General features: G+C 61.2%; 14 protein-coding genes. 3 read left to right on the top strand and 11 right to left on the bottom strand.

Going from position 1 to position 19,353, the window contains the following annotated elements; all coding sequences use genetic code 11:
• The 10 genes from HX846_RS18135 to HX846_RS18090 all read right to left on the bottom strand — a co-directional run.
• Positions 1 to 1,943: fimbria/pilus outer membrane usher protein (locus tag HX846_RS18135; RefSeq protein WP_178965831.1), on the bottom strand; the 1,943-nt coding region annotated here is incomplete at its 3' end.
• A 63-nt stretch (positions 1,944 to 2,006) separates the two neighbouring features.
• Positions 2,007 to 2,735 carry a molecular chaperone gene (locus HX846_RS18130; RefSeq protein WP_235616460.1) on the bottom strand — a complete coding sequence of 243 codons (729 nt, stop codon included), beginning with the start codon at positions 2,733 to 2,735 and terminating at the stop codon, positions 2,007 to 2,009.
• 75 nt (positions 2,736 to 2,810) lie between these two features.
• Positions 2,811 to 3,359 carry a fimbrial protein gene (locus tag HX846_RS18125; protein WP_087693811.1) on the bottom strand — a complete coding sequence of 183 codons (549 nt, stop codon included), beginning with the start codon at positions 3,357 to 3,359 and terminating at the stop codon, positions 2,811 to 2,813.
• Positions 3,360 to 3,534: 175 nt separating this feature from the next.
• Entirely contained in the window at positions 3,535 to 4,671 is a 1,137-nt protein-coding gene (locus tag HX846_RS18120; protein ID WP_178965830.1) for a fimbrial protein, read from the bottom strand.
• Between the two features lie 21 nt (positions 4,672 to 4,692).
• On the bottom strand, positions 4,693 to 7,269 hold the full coding sequence (locus tag HX846_RS18115; RefSeq protein ID WP_178965829.1) for a fimbria/pilus outer membrane usher protein: 2,577 nt from the start codon (positions 7,267 to 7,269) through the stop codon (positions 4,693 to 4,695).
• A gap of 34 nt (positions 7,270 to 7,303) precedes the next feature.
• Positions 7,304 to 8,044: a fimbria/pilus periplasmic chaperone gene (locus tag HX846_RS18110; RefSeq protein ID WP_087693808.1), complete on the bottom strand. Its 741-nt coding sequence runs from the start codon at positions 8,042 to 8,044 to the stop codon at positions 7,304 to 7,306.
• A gap of 65 nt (positions 8,045 to 8,109) precedes the next feature.
• A complete protein-coding gene (locus HX846_RS18105) occupies positions 8,110 to 8,655 on the bottom strand; it encodes a fimbrial protein (protein ID WP_087693807.1) in 546 nt (181 codons plus the stop codon).
• 204 nt (positions 8,656 to 8,859) lie between these two features.
• The gene (locus tag HX846_RS18100; RefSeq protein WP_178965828.1) at positions 8,860 to 12,453 is read right to left on the bottom strand and encodes a transporter substrate-binding domain-containing protein; all 3,594 of its coding nucleotides are present in this window, start codon (positions 12,451 to 12,453) and stop codon (positions 8,860 to 8,862) included.
• Positions 12,454 to 13,080: a response regulator transcription factor gene (locus HX846_RS18095; protein WP_087693805.1), complete on the bottom strand. Its 627-nt coding sequence runs from the start codon at positions 13,078 to 13,080 to the stop codon at positions 12,454 to 12,456.
• 141 nt (positions 13,081 to 13,221) lie between these two features.
• Entirely contained in the window at positions 13,222 to 14,403 is a 1,182-nt protein-coding gene (locus HX846_RS18090; RefSeq protein ID WP_235616461.1) for an EAL domain-containing protein, read from the bottom strand.
• 217 nt (positions 14,404 to 14,620) lie between these two features.
• Here HX846_RS18090 and HX846_RS18085 point away from each other — a divergent pair, with 217 nt between their 5' ends.
• A complete protein-coding gene (locus tag HX846_RS18085; protein ID WP_003217801.1) occupies positions 14,621 to 16,609 on the top strand; it encodes a U32 family peptidase in 1,989 nt (662 codons plus the stop codon).
• A gap of 19 nt (positions 16,610 to 16,628) precedes the next feature.
• On the opposite strand, the gene HX846_RS18080 is transcribed toward HX846_RS18085, so the two are convergent.
• Entirely contained in the window at positions 16,629 to 17,528 is a 900-nt protein-coding gene (locus HX846_RS18080; RefSeq protein ID WP_177046676.1) for a DMT family transporter, read from the bottom strand.
• A 130-nt stretch (positions 17,529 to 17,658) separates the two neighbouring features.
• Between HX846_RS18080 and HX846_RS18075 the strand changes: the two genes are divergently transcribed.
• Positions 17,659 to 18,102, top strand: coding sequence for an Lrp/AsnC family transcriptional regulator (locus HX846_RS18075; protein ID WP_008433323.1), 444 nt, complete (start codon positions 17,659 to 17,661; stop codon positions 18,100 to 18,102).
• A gap of 96 nt (positions 18,103 to 18,198) precedes the next feature.
• Positions 18,199 to 19,053: an NmrA family NAD(P)-binding protein gene (locus HX846_RS18070; protein WP_178965827.1), complete on the top strand. Its 855-nt coding sequence runs from the start codon at positions 18,199 to 18,201 to the stop codon at positions 19,051 to 19,053.
• The last annotated feature ends 300 nt before the right edge of the window (positions 19,054 to 19,353 follow it).

Here is a 19,353-nt window from a genome sequence, read left to right as displayed (position 1 = left end):
GCCGCGCTGACCGAGGTCTGCCGGTAGCCCGAGCCGACGCTCACACCGGCGCCCAACTGGGCAAACGGTGCACGGTAGCCCAGCAGTGCCGAACCGTTGTTACCGGTGTTTTCCACGCGGTTGGCGTTGACGTTGTAGTTCAGGTTGCCATCGCGACCACTGAGGCCGGCCCGTTGATCCAGGCTGCCGTCATTGTTGCGGGTGACGCTGAAGGTACCGGTGCTGCGGGTTTGTCCCAGGGGCATGGACACAGTGAAGACCACCTGGTTGTTGGAGCCGAAGTCGTCTGTCAGGGTCTTGCTGGCGTACACGCCATAGGTCACGCCCTTGTACTGGGTGTTGAAACCCAGCTGCATCTGCTTGTCTTCACGGGACGTGCCCCAGTAGTTCTGCTTGCTCAGGTTCAAGTACAGCGAGCCGTAGTTGTCCAGGGCCTGGTTGACGCTGGCCTCGACCTTGCTGCGCTTGGAGAACTGGCTGTAGTCGTTGGGTTGCTGCAAATCCACGGCTTCGCTGAAGTCGCGATAGCCTTCGGTGGAATAGCGGTAACCGGCGAAGCGCACCGAGGTGCCGCTTTCAAATGCCTTCCCGTAGCGCAGGCCGATGCTCTGGCCTTTTTTGCTGTCGCCTTGGGTGGTGACGGCCTTGGGCACGTCGGTCTGCGCCTGGGTGACGTCGACCGAGACGGCGCCGATGCTGCCCAGGCTCTTGCCCACGCCAACCACACCGGCACGGTAAAAATCAGCCCCCAGAAAGCCGCCGTACAGGGTCAGGTCGAACGGCAAGCCATAGGCCAGGGACGCCTGGGTAAACATCGGCCGCTCGCCGCCGTTGGCCGAGTTGTATTCGCCCACAGTCGCGCTATAGCGCCAGGTGTTTTCCCGCAGCATGTTGGCCAGGGTTGCGTACGGCTGGGTGAAACGTCGTTCACGTCCGTCGGCTTCGGTGATGATCACTTCCAGGTCGCCGCTGCCCGAGGCGGCGTTGAGGTCGTTGATCTCAAATGCACCCGGCGCCACGTAAGTGGTGTACAGCGAGTAGCCGTTCTGGCGCACTTCGACCTTGGCCTGGGTTTCGGCGATGCCACGGATCACCGGGGCGTAGCCCTGCATCGAGTCCGGCAACATGCCCATGTCCGAGGCCAGTTGCACACCGCGAAACGGCACGCTGTCGAACACATCGCCAGGGGTGAAGCTCTCGCCCATCGTCAGCGTAGCCTTCAGCGGCGTGATGTCCCGTTGCGCGTAGGTATTGCTGCGCTGCCACTGGCGGCCACCTTCATCGCCCTGGCGGAACGAGGAGCTGGAGCGAAAACGCCAGTCGCCGAGGTTGAAACCACCGGTGGCATACAGGTTGTACTGATTGCCGGTGCCCCGGGCGTCGCTGTTGGTTTGCGCAGCGGAAAACTGGTAGTTGAGCATCGCGGCGTTGATGCCGCGGTCCCATTCCGACGGTGCCACGTAGCCGGCCGCATCCCGGCTCAGGGCGATCTGCGGCACGCTGATATCCAGGGCCAGGTAGTTGGCGTTGAAGGTCACCGAGGCGCCTTCGATCAGAGCTGCCAGGTCGATGCACGCGGGCAGTGTTTCGCCGGGCACCTTGAACGCCTCCAGCTTCACCCCGAGTTCCTTGAGAAAAGCCTCGGACAGGCATACACGTACGTCACTGCCCTGCTCATCCTTGATGAAGGTCATGTCACGCCGGTCGAAAAAGCTCTGGTTCAGGCGAATCAGCACCGGGTAGGTACCAGGACCGATGCTGCCGCTGTTAGCCACCGCATCCAGGTCAAGGTTGGGCCCGGCCCCGGCGCCGCCAAACGACTGCATGAAGCCGGCATCGAACTTGGCAGGCTCACCGGCCACGGCCAATTCACCGGCACAGGCGGCCGCCACGGCGACCCACAAAGGCAAACGACTAAAGCTGAAGGAGTTATCGATTCGCATGGCAATACCCGGCCGCCGCGCCACAGTCGTGGCACGCGCAAACGTCTACAGGAAGAAAAGGAATCAGCGGTTCAGTGACACGGTCTGCGGCTCGCTGTAGCCGCCGTAATCATTGATGGCCGAGAACACCACTTCGCCGGTTGTGCCTTTGAAGCCCGGCAGCGGATAACGCTGGCTGCTCATCGGCGCGACCATCGTCGGCTCGTTGACCTCGACGCTCTGGCCGGCAGACTTGGCAGTCACGCCAATGAACGAGATATGGAACGGCGACGGGTTATTGACCACCAGCACGGCCCTGCCCTGTTCCTGCGCAAGGCTCCAGGTCAGCTGCGACGGTGCTTCCATCGCATTGCCCTTGAGACCGGCCGGGCGATAGAACAATTTGACGCGGGTGCGCATGGCAATCTTCAGCGTATTGGCGTTGCCTTCGCTGGCCACCGGGATTTCCTGGGCGTTGAAATAGAACACCGATTCACGGTCGCTCGGCAGGTTGCCGGCGACTTTCTGGATGCGCACCATTTGCTCTTTGCGCGGGTCCAGTCGGAACAGCGGCGGCGTCGACACAAAGGGCGTGGCGGTGGTCATGTCATCGGCTTCGGTGTTGACCCAGGTCTGCACCATGTACGGCTGCGCCGTGGTGTTGCTGACGGTGATCGACGCGTCGCGTTTGTTGCCGTCGAACACGATCCGCGTGCCGCCGAGCATCACACCGGCCTGGCTGGCCGTGCTGAGCAGTGCAGTACTGAGCAACAGCGCCAGGGCCGATGCCTTCTTGAAGGGGGAAACGTTCATTTCGATCATCCTCTTGCCGTGAGCGAGGGGATGGCCGCTGCGCGCATCAACGCTGCAGCGGCGCATCAACAGGGCTTACTGGTACTCGACGGTGAACGCAGCCTTGGCGTTGGCCGGGCCGGAGGTCGCAATGCCGGTAGCGATGTAGTTGGCGGTGAAGCGCAGCGGCTGGGTCAGGTCCAGGTACGGAGCCGATTCCAGGCCCAGTTGCACGTCCTTGTCGGTGGCGTCCTTGATCTGTACTGCAACGTTGGTGGCGTGACCGGCGTCCGGGGTGATGCCGATCCACTGGCCGCTGGCGCCGGCAGTGCCGCTCAGGGACAGGAATTTGACCACGGCGCTCTTGCCGGTGACGCTGCAACCTGGGGCGTTAGTGTCAATAGTCAGGGAGAACGCGCCGCCACCGGCAACAGCACCAACGGTAGCCAGGGAAGTGGCGGGCACGTCGCCCAGGCCCACATCGCCAGCACCGACCGAACCGTTCAGGTCAGTCACGACCACCGGGCAGGTGTTGTCGGTTACGGAACCGACGAAGTTGATTTCACCGTCAGCAGCCATGGCAGCCTGGGAACCAGCGGCGAGGATGACAGCGGCAAACAGACCTTTAAGCGCAAACTTGTTCATAACGTAATCCAGATAGTGAGGAAAGTCTGAAGCCCGATGAGGGCTTCAATCAGGTTGCAAGGCCCGGTCCGCTTGGTCGGTGGGGCCGTTCAACGAGGCTCAGTATCGGGTGTGGGGTGGGTTGACTACGTATGAATGGTGCCGCGCTCTTGTAGGAAATTTCCTAGTGGATAGTTCACTGATAATCCAGTGTGAACACCGCGGCACCGTTTGCCGGCCCGGGGGTTACGGTGCCTTGAGTTTGCAGGTAGCGCGCTTGCAGCGGGATGGCAAAGCTGGCGCCTTCCAAGGACGTCAGGCTGGCCTGGAACCCCGCCACCATGGTGCCCAAAGGTACGGGCACTGCTGTGCGGCGAGCGATCTGGATGCCGACACCTGTCGCCGCCGGCGCCTCGCCGGGTGCGCTGTTGGTCAGGCTCATCACGCCATTCGCCGCGTCGATCACGCCGTTGACCGGGTCCAGTCGGAAGTTCACTGCGTTGTTGGTGCGAGTACCGGGCAACGTGCTGCCGTCGTTACTCCATTGCGGGCCAGTCGTTGAAAAGTAGCCGTGGAACGCCGGGCAATTGAGCAACTGGATGTCAAACTCCTTCCATGGCGTGCCATTCCCGACGCCGCCCAGTTCACCGACCCGATAACTGCCCAGCGGCACCGGCACGTCCGGTGTGGTGCAGGTACGCGAGACGATGTTGATCGTGCCGGAGAAGTTCAGCCGCAGCACGGGCAGGATGTTGTCGGTGACGATGTCACGAACGACCGAAGGAAAGTTTGCTCCGTTGATCACGCCGGCCGCCACATTGCCGGTCTTGATCAGCGACACAACCAATGCCATGTTTCCAGGTGCGGAGTTGATCCCGCAGTTGGCCATCATCGTGTCGCAGTTGGGCATACTCCAGGTGTAGGGCAGCACGTCACTGCGAAACCAGATCACCACGCCGACTCCGGCGACCCCAGTCTCGTAGGTCTTGCCTCCGTAGGGAGAGCCCATCCAGGCGGACAACGGCAATGGCGTGGCGGTGAAGTAATCCCGTTCCAGCGGCTGAGCTGTCAGGTTGAGGCAATGTAAATTGGTGGTGGTAGTAGGCATGAACGTCTGGCGATAGATTTCACTGCCAACCGGCAGGTCGCGCCCCACGGTCAGGTTTGCGCCCAACAGCGGCATGGTGGCAATGATCGGCTGGCTGCCCAGTGGGTTTGTTGCCGGATTGAGTTCGCAGGTGCCGGCAACAGCCTTGGCACTGCAAAAGGCGACACCGGCCAGCAGGCCAGATAGCGCCAGCAGGCGCAAGGCCCAGGGTTTCTTCTGAATCATGTCAGTTTCTCCTTCAGAGCATTATCGGGCCGCAACCGCCGCCACGGGATCGGGGGTGCACACCGCATCCACCTGGCGCAGTTGCTGGCCATCACGTTTGCCCGCAGGCAGCGTCAAGGCACATTGCTGGTTGGCCTGGGTGCCCCAACTGATCAACAGCCGGTGCGCGTTTTCCTTGATTCGGGCATAAAGCTGCCCGCCCTGCCCGACCATGCCCACCGACACGCCACGGTCATCCACAACCGAGGCGCCGAACGGCAACGTGCTGCCATCGGCCAGGCTGACGTTGAGCAGCAAGGCTTCACCAGTGCGGGTGCCGTATTTCAACGCCACCACGGCACCGGCACGGGGAGCGACTTGCTGGCTGGTTTCGCTCAATTCCACGTCCAGTGAGGTACCGACTGGGTCGATCGCCACTTCGTTGAGTTCATAGGGCCGCAGGTACGGCACGACGGCATTGCCGCGCCCATCGAGTTTCAGGCCGGGGTAACCCACCACTTTTGCGCCCGCTGCACCGGGAGCGCTGACCACTGCCATGGTGTCGCCCCGGTACGGTGTGAACGTCACCCCGCTCGGGTGAGCTACCACGCTGCCACTGGCGTTCAGCGATAGGCTGTTGTAGCCCTGGCCATTGTTCAGAGTGCCACCGACGATGGCCTTGGAACCGGTGTATTGGCCGTTGAGGGCTGTGCTGTTACTGGCACTGGCACCGTCGTGACCGGCATTCGCGCTGTAACTGTACTGGCGGTCTTGCCCGGCGGTGCCGCTCACAGTGGCTTGCTGGCTGACACTGCCGCCGGTGTCGCGCATGACCCGCGCCGACAGTTGCGGACGATTGATCGAGTCGCCAAAGCCCAGCGGCAGGCTGACGGTGAACAGCATCGAGTTCTGCATGCCGCCCAGCCCTGCGCGACTGCGGTTGGCGCTGATGCCGTAGCTCACTTGGTTGACTTGCTTGTTGTAGCTGAGCTGGTACTGCACATCGCTGCCTGGCAGGTTCCAGTAATTCTGGGTAAACCCGCTGAATGCCACCTGGCCCCAACCGCCCAGGCTCTGGTTGGCGGACAGCGTCAAGCGGCTGCGAGGCCGGCCGTACAGGCTGGTGTCCAGGCCATCACGCTCGGCTGCGAGCAGTTGTACGGCGTTGCTGAAGTCCAGGTAGCCCTCGGTAGAGAACCGCGTAGCCGCCAGGGCGAAGTTACTGCCGGTACTGAGAATGTTTTTGCTGTACGTCAGGCGCAGGCTCTGACCGCTTGAGCTGCCGCTGCGCAGTTGGGTCTGTGCGTGTGTGACGTCGGCCGCCAATGCGCCGATCGGTGTACTCAAGGCCAGGCCGCCCAGGGTTGCACGGTAGTCGTCGCTGGCCTGGACACCGCCGTAGCCGGTAAACAGGTTGCTCAACCCTCGTTGGTAGGTGCCCTGCACCACCTTGGCCTGGCGCGAGATGGAATTGTTGCGGGTTTGCCCTGCCGTCAGGTTGAAGCGCGAGGTACCGGGTCGCAGCAGTTGAGCGGTCGCGGCGAACGGCACGATAAAGCGTTGCTCGCTGCCGTCAGCCTCGTACACAGTGACGTCCAGGTCACCGCCATAACCAGTGGAATACAAGTCGTCGATCACAAACGCGCCCGGCGCCACCGTGGTTTCGTACAGCAGGTTTCCCGCCTGGCGCACCGCAACACGTGCGCTGGTGCGGGCGATACCGCGAATCACTGGCGCATAGCCGCGCTGGGATTCGGGCAACATGCGATCGTCGGTGCCCAGTTGCACCCCGCGATAAGCCAGGGTGTCAAAAATTTCGCCGCTGGTGTTGGCCTCGCCCACGGTCAGCTGGCTTTTCAGCGACGTAATGTCGCGCTGGGCATAGGTATTGAGCGTCTGATAAGTCTGGCCACTGTCTTTCTGCCAGTTCAGCGAACCGTTATGGCGCAAACGCCAATCGCCCAGGTTAAACCCGGCATTCAGGCCCAAATACGCCGTGTCGTAGTTACCGGTGCGGGTCTGGTTGTGGTTGGCGTTCAGGGTGTAGCTCAACATCGCGGCGGTAACGCCCCGGTCCCACAACTCCGGACTGACGGCATTGCGCGCATCACGGCGCAGGGCAATCTGCGGAATGCTGATGTCGAGCAACTGGGTAGACGGCGAGAATGCAGCGGTTGCGCCGTCGATCAGCCGCGCCAGTTCCAGGCACTGCTTACCGCTTTCCAGCTCAACAGTGGCCTCTGGTGTCAGGCGGCGCAGGTCGACGCCGATCATCTCCAATACTGCTTTATTGACACACACCACCGGGCTGCTGCCATCGGTTTCGGCTTCAATACGGATGTCTTGACGGGTCACCAGGCGACCGTTGACTGCAACGTCAGCGCGGTATTCGCCCGGCAGCACCGGATTGCCTTTCTGGTAAGGGCTCAGGTCGAGACTGCGGGAGTCTTGGGGCAGGAATACGTCGTTGAACTGTACCTCTTCATCGGCATGTGCATCCTGGGCCAGCAATGCGCCGGGCCCCAGGACGAAGGCATTTAGAATAAGCACTGTCAACGGATTCAAGGCAAAGCGCTGCCGTGCCCGCAGGTCAGTACCAGGGCTGGAGAACGTCGTCATAAGTCACTCGTGGGCAGAAAGGCTCACATCGGGATCAGGGTTTAAGTGCCTGGCGGGTTGGCAGTAACGCGCCGTAGTCGTTGATGGCGTTGAACTCTACCGCCGCCCCACTCCCGGGCCGCGCCTTCAAGTTCGGTAGCGGGAACATCCGGGTCTCCCCTGGACCGACCATGCCGTTTTCACTGGTGTAGCGTTGCCCGCCCGCCACCAGGCTCAACTCCACCTGGGAGACGTGGAATGCGCTGGGGTTGTAGGCTTTCAGCGCAAAGCCCTTGCCTTGCTGTTCCAGCGACCATTGCACCTGGCTGATGGCCTCGGCGGCGCTGCCTGGCAAGTTGTCTGGCCGATAAAAAATCTTGATCCGCGAACGGAAGGCCATCTGCAATACGTTCAGGTCCACCGGGCCTTCGGCTTTCGGCGGGATCTCTAGAACGTTGAGCCAGAACACCGACTCTTGGTTGGTGGGCAACGCCGTACCGGTATACATCAGACGCAGGCTCTGGCCCTTGCTCGGGTCGATACGCGACACCGGTGGCGACAGCACAAACGGCGCACGTGCGCGGCTCGGGCTGGACTCCAGGTCGCCACTGTCGACCCACGACTGCACCAGCACCGGGCGGGTGCCGTTGTTGTTCAATTTAACGGTGATTTCCTTCTGGCTCGCGGGGTAAACCAGACGAGTACCGGTGATCACCACACCAGCGGTGGCCTGGGAACAGGCCAGGCTTGCCAGCAGTGCCAAGGCACCGAGACGGCGAAGTTTCAAATAGGACATCACGCACCTCTACGGTGGTTCTGACGCGCACCGCGTCGTATCGCGGGTGCGCGTCAGGGCCGGGCTTATTGGTAGTCGATGGAGTACGTGACCGAGCCGATCACCGTGCCCGGGGTGGTGGCACCCTGGGCGATGTACTGCACGGCATACGGCATGTTGGCGGCGCCGCTGGCATCGATGGTGTTGCGGGAGGTGTTGGTGCGCTGGTTGGTGTTGCCGGCCTGGATCACCGAACCGTTGGAGTTGTCCACCAGTTGCAGTTGAACGTTGGTGGCAGTGCCGGTCATATTGCGCAGGTTGAAGCTGACGGGATCGACGCTGGTACCGGCTTCGAAGAATGCCGCTGCGGTGGTTGCGGTGCCGACACAGTTGGTCAACTGGATATTGAAACCCGTTTGGCCAGCGACTTCGCCAACGGTGGTCAGCAGACCGGTGGAAATGGTTGGCAATGTAACTGTGGCCACGGCCGGGGTGACAACGCCGTCAACGGCGATGGTGCAGGTCTGGTTGCGCAGTTCACCGTTGAAGTTGATGGTGCCATCAGAGGCGTGAGCGAATTGGACGGCACCCGTGGAAATCAGTGCAGCGATCGCCAAGACTTTGCGATTCATGGAACAGCTCCAAATCAAAGGATAAAAGCCGTCGCGAATGCCTGAATGGTTTGCCTGGTGCGGAATGCGTCCAGTAATGGAACAAACCAGCGGCGTTGAGCGACGGGTCCATGATCGGAGGCTTCAGGGATTGGGGACGTAGTATCTAGCCCTGAGACTTGTAGGAAAATTCCCACGCAAAGAGATTGCCAACTCGCCTGAGGTTCAGGCGAGGTAGCGCTCCAGCCGTTCGCCGAGTTGCTCCATCTGTTGATGCAATGCATCCACTGTCTCGGTCAGTCGCATGGAGTCTGCTTGTCGGGTGGCGGCTTCCAGGTCTTCGCAGCAGCGGATCAGTACTCGGGCCTTGATGATCCGCGCGCCCCCTTTGACCCGATGCGCGATGTCCGCCAGGCCTTGCAGGTCGTGGCGGGTGAACAGTTGCATCAGGCGCGCCATGTCCTGCTCATTGCTGGCGGCGAGGTCACCCAACAAGCTTTTGATCGAAGCAATGTTGCCACCGGCCAGGTGCTCGACGCTGGTCAGGTCAATATCGTCATCTGCAGCAAATCCTGGGTGTCCACTCCCCGGCTCCGTTGCCAGGCCTGCCAGGCGCGCGCTCAAATCCTTGAGGCTGATGGGCTTGAACAGGCAGTCATCCATGCCGGCGGCCAGGCACCGGCCCTTCTCTTCCGGCTGTGCATTGGCGGTAAAACCAAGGATCAGGCTCGGTGGCAATCCACGGGCCGCCTCGTCGGCACGAATGGCCCGGGCCAGTTCGTAGCCGTTCATCAGGGGCATATTGCAGTCAGTGATCACCACGTCGAATTGCCCGTTGCGCCAGGCCCGCAAGCCATGGGCACCGTCCTCGGCATCCTCGACCCGGTGGCCCAGATAGTTGAGTTGCTGGGTCAGTAACTGACGGTTGGCCGGGTAATCATCAATCACCAAAATGTTCAACGCGTGGCTCATTACTGTCGGCTCGTCCTCGACGGGAGCATTGTCTGCCAACGGCTCAAGGGTGGTCAGGTCCAGCCTCACGTCGATGCGCGTGCCCTGGCCCAAGGTGCTGTCGAGGGTCAGTCGCCCGCCCATCATTTCGCAGAGTGTGCGGCTGATGACCAAACCCAGGCCGGAGCCGCTACGTGCGGACTGGTCATTGTTGCTGGCCTGGGTAAAGGGGCTGAACAGGCGTTTCTGGTCCTCTTCGCCAATGCCCATGCCCGAGTCTTCCACCTGCAGCCTTACGCCCAACTGTTCCTTGCCCGCCTCCGTTCGCACACTCAAGCGCACGTGGCCCTGGGCGGTGAACTTGATGGCGTTGCTCAACAGGTTGGACACGATCTGCTTGAAGCGCAGCGGGTCGATCAACACATCACGGTTGACGCCGGCATCCAGGTCGAGTTGCAGTTGCAGCTGTTTCTGCCGTGCCAGGCCTTCGAAAATGCGCACCACCGACTCCAACAACTCCCGCAGGTTGGCGCGCTCGGGGTTCAGGGACAGACGCCCGGACTCGATGCGGGCAATGTCGAGGATGTCGCCGATCAGGTCCAGCAAGCCGCGTGCTGCGCCGGATGCGACATCAATCGCGAAGCGATCCATTACGCCCTGGTCAGCCTTTTTCGTCGCCAGCTCGAGCATGCCGATCACCGCGTTCATCGGTGTGCGGATCTCATGGCTCATGGTCGCCAGGAAGGTGGTCTTGGCGCGATTGGCGGCGTGAACGTCCTCCAGCAGGCGCTGGCGCTCGCTGATATCAATCCAGCCGGCAATCATGCCGCTGACTTCGCCGGTGCTGCTACGGTATGGCAGCATCCAGTGGTAAATGGTCAGTACGCGGCCATCGGGCATGATCAGGCTGCGATCCTGCAACTGCGCCTCACCGCTTTCCATCACTTGCAGGTAATCCCGGTGATATGCGGCGGCCTCATCCGGGTCGCCCAGCACACCGTCCAATACGGTCTTGCCGATCACCTGCTCGCGTTCCACCTGGAACACTTCCAGGTAACCACTGTTGCAGATCAGCAACTTGCCCTGGCGATCACGCACATAGATCGGGTGCGGCGTGCCGTTGATCAAGACTCGCATGAACTCAACCTGATCGCTCAACGCCTGCTCGGCCTGCTTGCGCTTGCGCATCAACATCCGCAGGTAGGCGATCCAGCCCAGGGCAGTCACCAGCAACACGGCGGCAATCCCAAAGCCCTGGATAATTGCGCTGCGGTTGCGCAGCCAGTAGCTGTCGCCTACCACCACTTCGCTGCGCCAGCGATTGGTCAACTCGTCCATTTCCTCGGGGGCGATGCTGAGCAGCGCCTTGTCCAGGATCGAGAACAATTCCAGCGAGCCGCGGGCCGTGGCAAAGGCCATGCGCGAGTTGGTTACACCCACGGTGCTGGTGATACGCAAGCGGTCACGGTATTGCCGGGAAATCATATAGCGCGCGGTAATCAGCGAATTGACTGCCGCATCGGCCTCGCCATTGGCGACTTTCTCCATGGCGTCATGGGCGCTGTCGGCATCTACCAGGCGGATGTCCGGGTATTGCTCGGTCAGCATGTCGCGGCTGGAATCACCGCTGATCACCGCCAGGCGCTTGCCGTGCATATCGTCCAAGGTATTGGGGCTGCTCGGTGCAGTACGAGTGACCAGGACAAAGGGCGTGGCCAGGTACGGACGGGTAAAGCGCAGGACCGCTTCGCGCTCCTCGCTGGGGGTGATGGTGATGAGCAGGTCGGCCTTGTTGCTGGTGATGGCGTCGATCATCTCGCGCACCGAACTCACCCGCTGGATATCGAACTTCAAGCCCGTGCGCAGGGCCACCTTGGCCAGGACGTCGGCACTGATGCCGCGGAATTCGCCTTCGGCGCTGTAGAACGACATCGGCAGGAAGTCTTCATCAATCGCCACGCGCAATCGGGGATTTTTGTCCAGCCAGCGCTGTTCACTGACACTGAAATGCAGCGGATGCTGGCCTGGCATGCTTGCACCCCCGGCGCTCCAGCGGCGCAGGATGGTCTGGCGCTCGGTGACCGGGATCGCCGCCAGTGACGCATTGATAATCCGCAGCAGGCGCGTGTTGTCGCGCTTGACCGAAAAGGAAAAATTGCTGACCTCCATGCGTGAGAAGTCGGCCAGTTGCACGTTGTTCAGGTAGTTGCGGTTGATCAGATAATTGGCGCTGATCGCATCGCCCAGGTATACGTCGGCCTGGCCGAATGCCACGGCGCCGATGGCGCTGAGGGTGGACGGGTAAAGCTGCAAGCTGGCCTTGGGGTAGAAGTCTTCGACCGCTTTGGGCGGCAGATAGTGATAGAGCATCGCCACACGCTTGCCGGCCAGTTCCGGGTCGAGGTTCTGGCTGTCACCGACCCGGCTGACCAGGGTCGGCTGATCCTCGGCATAGGCGTCGGAAAGTTGAAGCTGCGGGTCGGCTGCCTCAAAACCGTTGGAGCTGCCCAGCATATCGACATCACCCGCCTTGAGCGCAGCCAACACCTCATTGCGTGAGGCATACCGTTGCACCCGCACTTTCACGTGTAGCAACTGCTCCATCAACTGCGCGTAGTCGGCCGTGATGCCTTCGTAGTCATGGCGATTGCTGGTGATGCTGAACGGCGAGTAGTCCGGCGCCGACGAGCCGAGCACCAGCGTGCCTTTGCCGCGCAGCCATCTCCAGTCGGCCTCGTCGAGGCCCACACTGTAGTCGCTGACGTCGGAACGCCCGTGCAGCTTGAGCATTTGCGGCGCCGCCAGGGCGTTGCCCAGGCCGCAGAGCAACAGGAAACCCAGCAGGCCGTGTCGAAGAAGTGTGTTCATTCAGATGAGGTTGTTGCGCTTGGCAAAATCGGCCAGATACACCACCGATTTGACGTTGAGTTTTTCGATCAGGCGCGTCTTGTAGGTACTGACCGTCTTGTTGCTGATCAGCATGGCGTCGCCAATTTCCTTGTTGGTCAAGCCCTGGGACAGTTGTTGCAGGATGGTCAATTCGCGGTCAGAGAGGTTCTGGATCAGATCATGATCAGTGGCTTCCAGATCACTGCGCCGTACCGAGCTGTGGGCCAGGTTGGGGAAGAAGGTGTAGCCGTCCATCACCGCCTTGATCGCCTTGGTCACCTCCTCCATGTCGTTCGTCTTGGAAATGAACCCGGCCGCACCGGCTTTCATGCAGCGCATGGAATAGAACAGTGCCGACTGAGAGGTGAACACGAGGATTTTGCTCGGCAGGCGCAGGGATGCGATGCGGTTGAGCACTTCAAGGCCATCGAGCTTGGGCATGCCGATGTCGAGAATGATCAGGTCGGGCACATGCTCCCGGGCCAGTTGCACCGCATCGGCGCCATTATCGGCCTCGGCGACTACTTCGAACTGAACCTGGCTGAGCAGCATTTTGACGGAAGAGCGAATGAAGGGATGGTCGTCCACAACCAAAGCGGTATACATGTAACCTCCTGTAAGGCGCGCCGGAAAGCTCCGGTGACAGAAGCACCTGTGACGCAAAACGATGGATAAGCGACCAGCCGACGCCTCGCTCAAGTTACACGAACACGACTGAAGTGTAGGAAAATTCTGAAGTTTTGCCGCCTAGCCCACCGGCGAACTTAACGGCTGCACATCTTCCCGCGCCAGCCAATGCAGCAGGTCGTGGCCGGTCATCGGCCGGGCCAGGAAAAAACCCTGCCCCACCTCGCAGCCCAGGCTGATCAGCGCGTCGCGAATATGCCGGTTGCTGACGCCTTCGATCACCAGGCTCATGTCCAGCGAGCGGGCCAGCGCCAGGGTGCTGCCGACCATGGCCTGGCTGCGTGGTTCGTTGAGGGTGCGGATAAGGTCGCCATCGAGCTTGATCTGGTTGAACGGCAACTGGCACAGCAGCTTGAGTGACGAAAACCCCACGCCGAAATCATCAATCGACAAGCCGCAGCCCATCAAGCGCAGGCGCAGCAGGTTTTCCTGGGTCGGCGGCTGCAGGTCCAGCAAGCCGTTTTCGGCCAGCTCGAACACCAGCACCGAAGCGCACAGGCCGTGGCGTTGCAGGGCACCCTGGATATGCTCGATCAGGCCGTGGCGGGCCAGTTGGGATGCATGCAGGTTGAACGACATTTCCAGCACGGCGCCCTGGCGATGCAGCACGGCGAGCAATTTCAGACCTTGCTCCAGCAGTTGCTTGAACATTTCATCAATCAGGTCATAGGCCAGCACTGCCGCGAGGAAATCCTTGGGCAGCAGCAAGCCCCGGGCCGGATGTTCCCAGCGTACCAGCGCCTCGACGCCTGCGAGGCTGCCATCGTTCATCATCCGCTTGGGCTGGAACCAGCCGCGGAACTCGCCCAGGGCCAGTCCCAGTTGGATCTCTTCTTCGCTGGGCAATGGGACCCGGCTCGCGGGGTTGAGTACGGGCGGCGGTGCCGCGCGATAGCGTTTAAGCAAGTGATCCAGTGCCGGCAGTTGCAACGGCGTGCTCAAGATACCCAACAGCTGCACACCCGATAAAAACTCCAGATGCCCCAGGGCCCGGCGCAACTCCGGGCGCAGCTCATTGGACAATCCAACGGCCTGCACCAGGCCGATCTGGCTGGCATAGCGCAGAAATTCCACCTGCTCGGAGCCCTTGTCCCCCAGGTTGCAAAGCACGATATCCACGCCGCCCGTGCGCTGCATCTGGATTATTGCCTGTTCGCTATTGCTGGCTTGCAACACCTCCCGCACCCCGAGCCGTCGCAACATATTGACCAGGGCGCTGCGCTGGGAACTGTGGTTTTCCATAACCAGGACACGTGGTGGGGCCATCGTCATCAACCGTTTTGCAGACTCGAAGGCCTTAATAATGGCGAGGTGGCGTAACCTTCAGCGAAGGAAGTCGCCTGCCAATATGTAGGAAATTTCCCACGCAAAGCATCTGCCACCGGGCAACTCGCGGGTGCCGGTCGGGCATTTCGCAGCTACAATGCCCGCCTCCGTGACAAGCCTGACTAAAAAAACTATGTCCTTGCCCAAGCATCACCTGGAATTGCTCAGCCCTGCGCGCGATGTTGCCATCGCCCGCGAGGCCATCCTGCATGGCGCCGACGCCGTGTACATCGGCGGCCCGAGTTTCGGCGCGCGCCATAACGCCTGCAACGACGTGAGCGATATCGCGCAGTTGGTGGAGTTCGCTCGGCGCTACCATGCGCGGGTGTTCACCACCATCAACACGATCCTGCACGACAACGAGCTTGAGCCGGCGCGCAAGCTGATCCACGAGCTTTACGATGCCGGCGTCGACGCGCTGATCGTCCAGGACCTGGGGGTGATGGAGCTGGATATCCCGCCCATCGAACTGCATGCCAGCACCCAGACCGACATCCGCACCCTGGGCCGGGCCAAGTTCCTCGACCAGGCCGGTTTTTCGCAGCTGGTGTTGGCCCGTGAGCTGAACCTGCAGGAAATCCGTGCGATTGCCGATGAAACCGATGCCGCCATCGAGTTCTTTATCCACGGTGCGTTGTGCGTGGCCTTCTCCGGCCAGTGCAACATCTCCCACGCCCAGAATGGCCGCAGCGCCAACCGTGGCGATTGCTCCCAGGCCTGCCGCCTGCCCTACACCCTGAAGGATGACCAGGGCCGTGTGGTTGCCTTTGAAAAGCACCTGTTGTCGATGAAAGACAACAACCAGAGCGCCAACCTGCGCGCCCTGGTGGATGCCGGCGTGCGTTCGTTCAAGATCGAAGGCCGCTACAAGGACATGGGTTATGTGAAGAACATCACCGCCTATTACCGTCAGCGCCTCGACGAGATCCTCGAAGACCGTCCGGACCTGGCTCGCGCTTCCAGCGGCCGCACCGCGCATTTCTTCCTGCCGGACCCGGAAAAGACCTTCCACCGTGGCAGCACCGACTACTTCGTCACCGACCGCAAGGTCGACATTGGCGCCTTCGACACCCCGACCTTTACCGGCCTGCCGGTGGGTGTGGTGGAAAAAGCCGGCAAGCGTGACTTGCAAGTGGTCACCCATGAGCCGCTGTCCAATGGCGACGGCCTCAATGTGCTGATCAAGCGTGAAGTGGTGGGTTTCCGCGCGAACATCGCCGAGCCAAAAGGTGAGTTCGAAGAAGACGGCGAGAAGCGCTATCGCTACCGCGTCGAACCCAACGAGATGCCGGCCGGCCTGCATCAACTGCGGCCGAATCATCCGTTGAACCGCAACCTGGACCATAACTGGCAGCAGGCGCTGCTCAAGACTTCCGCCGAGCGCCGTATTGGTGTGTCCTGGGCGGCTCGCCTGCAGGAAGACCGCCTGGAACTGACCGTCACCAGCGAAGAAGGCATCAGCGCCAGCGTTGCCCTGCCCGGCCCGTTTGGCGTGGCCAACAAGCCGGAACAGGCCCTGGAAACCCTGCGTGACCTGCTGGGCCAACTGGGCACCACCCAGTACCACGCCACTGCGATCGAGCTGGATGCGCCGCAGGCGTTCTTCATCCCGAACTCGCAGCTCAAGGCCCTGCGCCGTGAAGTGATCGAGGCGCTGACCGAGGCGCGTATCCAGGCTCATCCACGGGGCGGCCGCAAGGCGGAAACCACGCCGCCGCCGGTGTATCCGGAATCGCACCTGTCGTTCCTGGCCAACGTCTACAACCAGAAGGCCCGCGACTTCTATCACCGTCACGGTGTGCAACTGATCGATGCGGCGTATGAAGCCCACGAAGAAACCGGCGAAGTGCCGGTGATGATCACCAAGCACTGCCTGCGGTTCTCGTTCAACCTGTGCCCCAAACAGGCCAAGGGGGTGACGGGGGTGAAGACCAAGGTCGCGCCGATGCAGTTGATCCACGGCGACGAAGTGCTGACGCTGAAGTTCGACTGCAAGCCTTGCGAGATGCACGTGATCGGCAAGATCAAGGGCCACATCCTCGGCCTGCCGCAACCGGGCAGCGTGGTGGGTTATATCAGCCCGGATGACCTGCTCAAGACCATCCCGCGCGGCGCACATTGAGTCGCGGGTGAGCGTCATGCTACGGCGTGACGCTCATCACTGTTTTCGAACGCCACCACCAACCCCGCTGCAATCCCGCCGCCGCCAGCAAAATCGCCGCCACGCCCAGCCATTGCATCCAGCCCAGGCGATGCCCGAAGGCAATCCAGTCGACGAAGATTGCCGCGATCGGGTAGATAAACGACAGCGCGCCGGTGATTGCCGTCGGTAACTTCTGGATCGCGCCATACAGCAATACGTACATCAAGCCGGTATGCACCACGCCCAGCGTCAACAGTGCCGCCCAAGCATCCATCGATGCAGACAGGCTGTGCCACTGCATCAGCGGTGCCAGCAGCAAGGCACCCGTGCTCACCTGAATCAACGCCATCAAATGGGGCGGCACTTCCTTCAGGCGCTTGATGATCAGCGCCGCAATCGCATACAGAAACGCCGCGCCCAGGGCCAATGCCACACCCGCCAGGTAGTCATCCCCAGTGTTTTGCTGACTGCCATGAGCGGTGACAATCGCCAGCATCCCGACGAAAGCCACGCTCAACCAGGCAAGTTTTTGCAAGGTGATTTTCTCCCCCAGGAACACCGCCGCCAGCATCACCAACATAAACGGCTGGACGTTATACACCGCCGTGCTGATGGAGATGGATGCCCTGGCGTAGGACTCGAACAGCAGCAACCAATTACCCACGATCGCCACGCCGCTGAGCATCGCCAGCCCGAGTTTGCGGTAGTCCAGCAAGTCCAGGCGCAGATAGCCGAGCAGCCAGCACACCACCAGCAACGTCAGCGCGCCGATCACGCAGCGCCAGAACACCACTTCCACCACCGGCACTCCCGACACCAGCACGAACCAGCCGATGGTGCCGGATATGAGCATGGCGGCGACCATTTCCCATGAACCGCGACGTATGGATTTGTCCATGATTGAGCTCCTCAAGTGAGGCTCAATTATGGCAATCTGGCCTATAGCGACTCCATATTCTAAATAAGGCGAACCTTTCATTTCGCCTATTCTTATTAGGCAAACCTGAGCAATCGCTTTCGGAGCGACCATGATTGACAGCATTGACCAGCAACTGATCGCCGCGCTGATGGACGATTCGCGCCTGTCCCTCAAGGCCTTGGCGGGTATCACCGGCCTGTCCTCCCCCAGCGTCGGCGAGCGGTTGCGACGGCTGGAAGAGCGTGGCGTGTTGAAGAACTACACCGTGGACATCGACCCCAAACATTTTGGCTATCTGCTGCAAGCCATCGTGCGCATCCGCCCACTGCCCGGGAAACTGCAGGAGGTGGAGCGCCAGATCCAGGCGATCCCCGAGTTCACCGAATGCGACAAGGTGACCGGCGATGACTGCTTCATCGCACGCCTACATGTGCGCACCATGGACCAACTGGACACCCTGCTTGACCGGCTCAACGCGTACGCCGAAACCAACACGGCCATCGTCAAGAAAACCCCGGTAAAGCGCCGGCTGCCACCGCTGGGTGATTCGTGATTTTGAGTCACTGATGCAGTGACGGGATCGCTATTCTGTCAATCCAGGGCGGTGTTTATGCTTGATCCACACATTGGAACAACAGGCGTAAACACCATGTATGTCATCACCGGAATCACAGGCAAAGTCGGCGGCGCCCTCGCGCGCTTTCTCCTCAACGATCGTCAACCCGTGCGCGCAGTCATTCGCGATGCCAGCAAAGGCGCCGTATGGGCCGCCCTTGGTTGCGAGGTCGCCATCGCCAATATGGACGACGCCGCTACGCTTACCGACGCGTTCAAGGGCGCCACCGGCGTGTTCATCCTGCCGCCTTCGGATTTCGACCCGGAGCCGGGTTTTCCCGAGGCGCGCAAGGTGATTGCCGCCGTCGCTCAGGCCATCGAGGCGGCGGCACCGCAAAAAGTGGTGTGCCTGTCGACCATTGGCGCCCAGGCCGAACACCTTAACCTGCTGACCCAGCGCACCTTGATGGAACAGGCGCTGAGCGCGTTGAACGTGCCGGTGACCTTTTTGCGTCCGGGCTGGTTCATGGAAAACGCCGCCTACGACGTAGCCACCGCCCGTGAACACGGAGTGATCCACAGCTTCCTGCAACCGCTGGATAAGACCGTACCGATGATCGCCACCGCCGACGTCGGCCGCCTCGCTGCGCAATTGTTGCAGCAACACTGGAGCGGGCGTCGGGTAGTTGAGCTGGAAGGCCAATGGGTCAGCCCGAACGACATCGCTCGCACGTTGACCGAAGTGCTTGGTCGTGGTGTGACAGCACAGGTGGTGTCTCGCGATGCGTGGGAGCCGATGTTTCGTGAGCAAGGCGCGCAGAATCCAATGCCGCGCATGCGCATGATTGATGGGTTTAACGAAGGTTGGATCTGCTTTGAGCAGGCGGACGTGGTTAAGGGTGAGACCACATTGCTCAAGGTGCTGCGGGAGTTGGCTGCAAAAACCTGATGCCATGCCTGCAAGCCAGCTCAGTGATTGGGTACATATCCGTTATTTGGGTAACGGCGGCGTATGGTTTCGCTCTTACAGCGAGTCACTTTGCAAAAGCGGCAAAGTCCACCAAACGGCATTGCTCCGCGGGCCGCCGCTCCGCAATACCTGCGTTCGGCCTCGGACTTATTGGGGCAGTCAGATTAAAATCAAAAGCAAGAGCACAGCGGCCTCCCGGCGGGCTTGAGTGTTAAAAGCAAAGACCAGAGCGAAAACAGATCTGCTTTTCTGTGGGAGCGGGGGGGGGGGCGCAAAACC

The organism is Pseudomonas sp. K5002 (genome assembly GCF_013386655.1).
GTDB lineage: Bacteria > Pseudomonadota > Gammaproteobacteria > Pseudomonadales > Pseudomonadaceae > Aquipseudomonas.
Note: the sequence above shows the minus strand (reverse complement) of the source record. Positions and strands in the feature narration are given on the sequence as shown.

Coding starts and splice junctions, on each gene's coding strand:
- HX846_RS18130 (WP_235616460.1), bottom strand. CDS start 2,735: ATGAACGTTTCCCCCTTCAAGAAGGCATCGGCCCTGGCGCTGTTGCTC.
- HX846_RS18125 (WP_087693811.1), bottom strand. CDS start 3,359: ATGAACAAGTTTGCGCTTAAAGGTCTGTTTGCCGCTGTCATCCTCGCC.
- HX846_RS18120 (WP_178965830.1), bottom strand. CDS start 4,671: ATGATTCAGAAGAAACCCTGGGCCTTGCGCCTGCTGGCGCTATCTGGC.
- HX846_RS18115 (WP_178965829.1), bottom strand. CDS start 7,269: ATGACGACGTTCTCCAGCCCTGGTACTGACCTGCGGGCACGGCAGCGC.
- HX846_RS18110 (WP_087693808.1), bottom strand. CDS start 8,044: ATGTCCTATTTGAAACTTCGCCGTCTCGGTGCCTTGGCACTGCTGGCA.
- HX846_RS18105 (WP_087693807.1), bottom strand. CDS start 8,655: ATGAATCGCAAAGTCTTGGCGATCGCTGCACTGATTTCCACGGGTGCC.
- HX846_RS18100 (WP_178965828.1), bottom strand. CDS start 12,453: ATGAACACACTTCTTCGACACGGCCTGCTGGGTTTCCTGTTGCTCTGC.
- HX846_RS18095 (WP_087693805.1), bottom strand. CDS start 13,080: ATGTATACCGCTTTGGTTGTGGACGACCATCCCTTCATTCGCTCTTCC.
- HX846_RS18090 (WP_235616461.1), bottom strand. CDS start 14,403: ATGGAAAACCACAGTTCCCAGCGCAGCGCCCTGGTCAATATGTTGCGA.
- HX846_RS18085 (WP_003217801.1), top strand. CDS start 14,621: ATGTCCTTGCCCAAGCATCACCTGGAATTGCTCAGCCCTGCGCGCGAT.
- HX846_RS18080 (WP_177046676.1), bottom strand. CDS start 17,528: ATGGACAAATCCATACGTCGCGGTTCATGGGAAATGGTCGCCGCCATG.
- HX846_RS18075 (WP_008433323.1), top strand. CDS start 17,659: ATGATTGACAGCATTGACCAGCAACTGATCGCCGCGCTGATGGACGAT.
- HX846_RS18070 (WP_178965827.1), top strand. CDS start 18,199: ATGTATGTCATCACCGGAATCACAGGCAAAGTCGGCGGCGCCCTCGCG.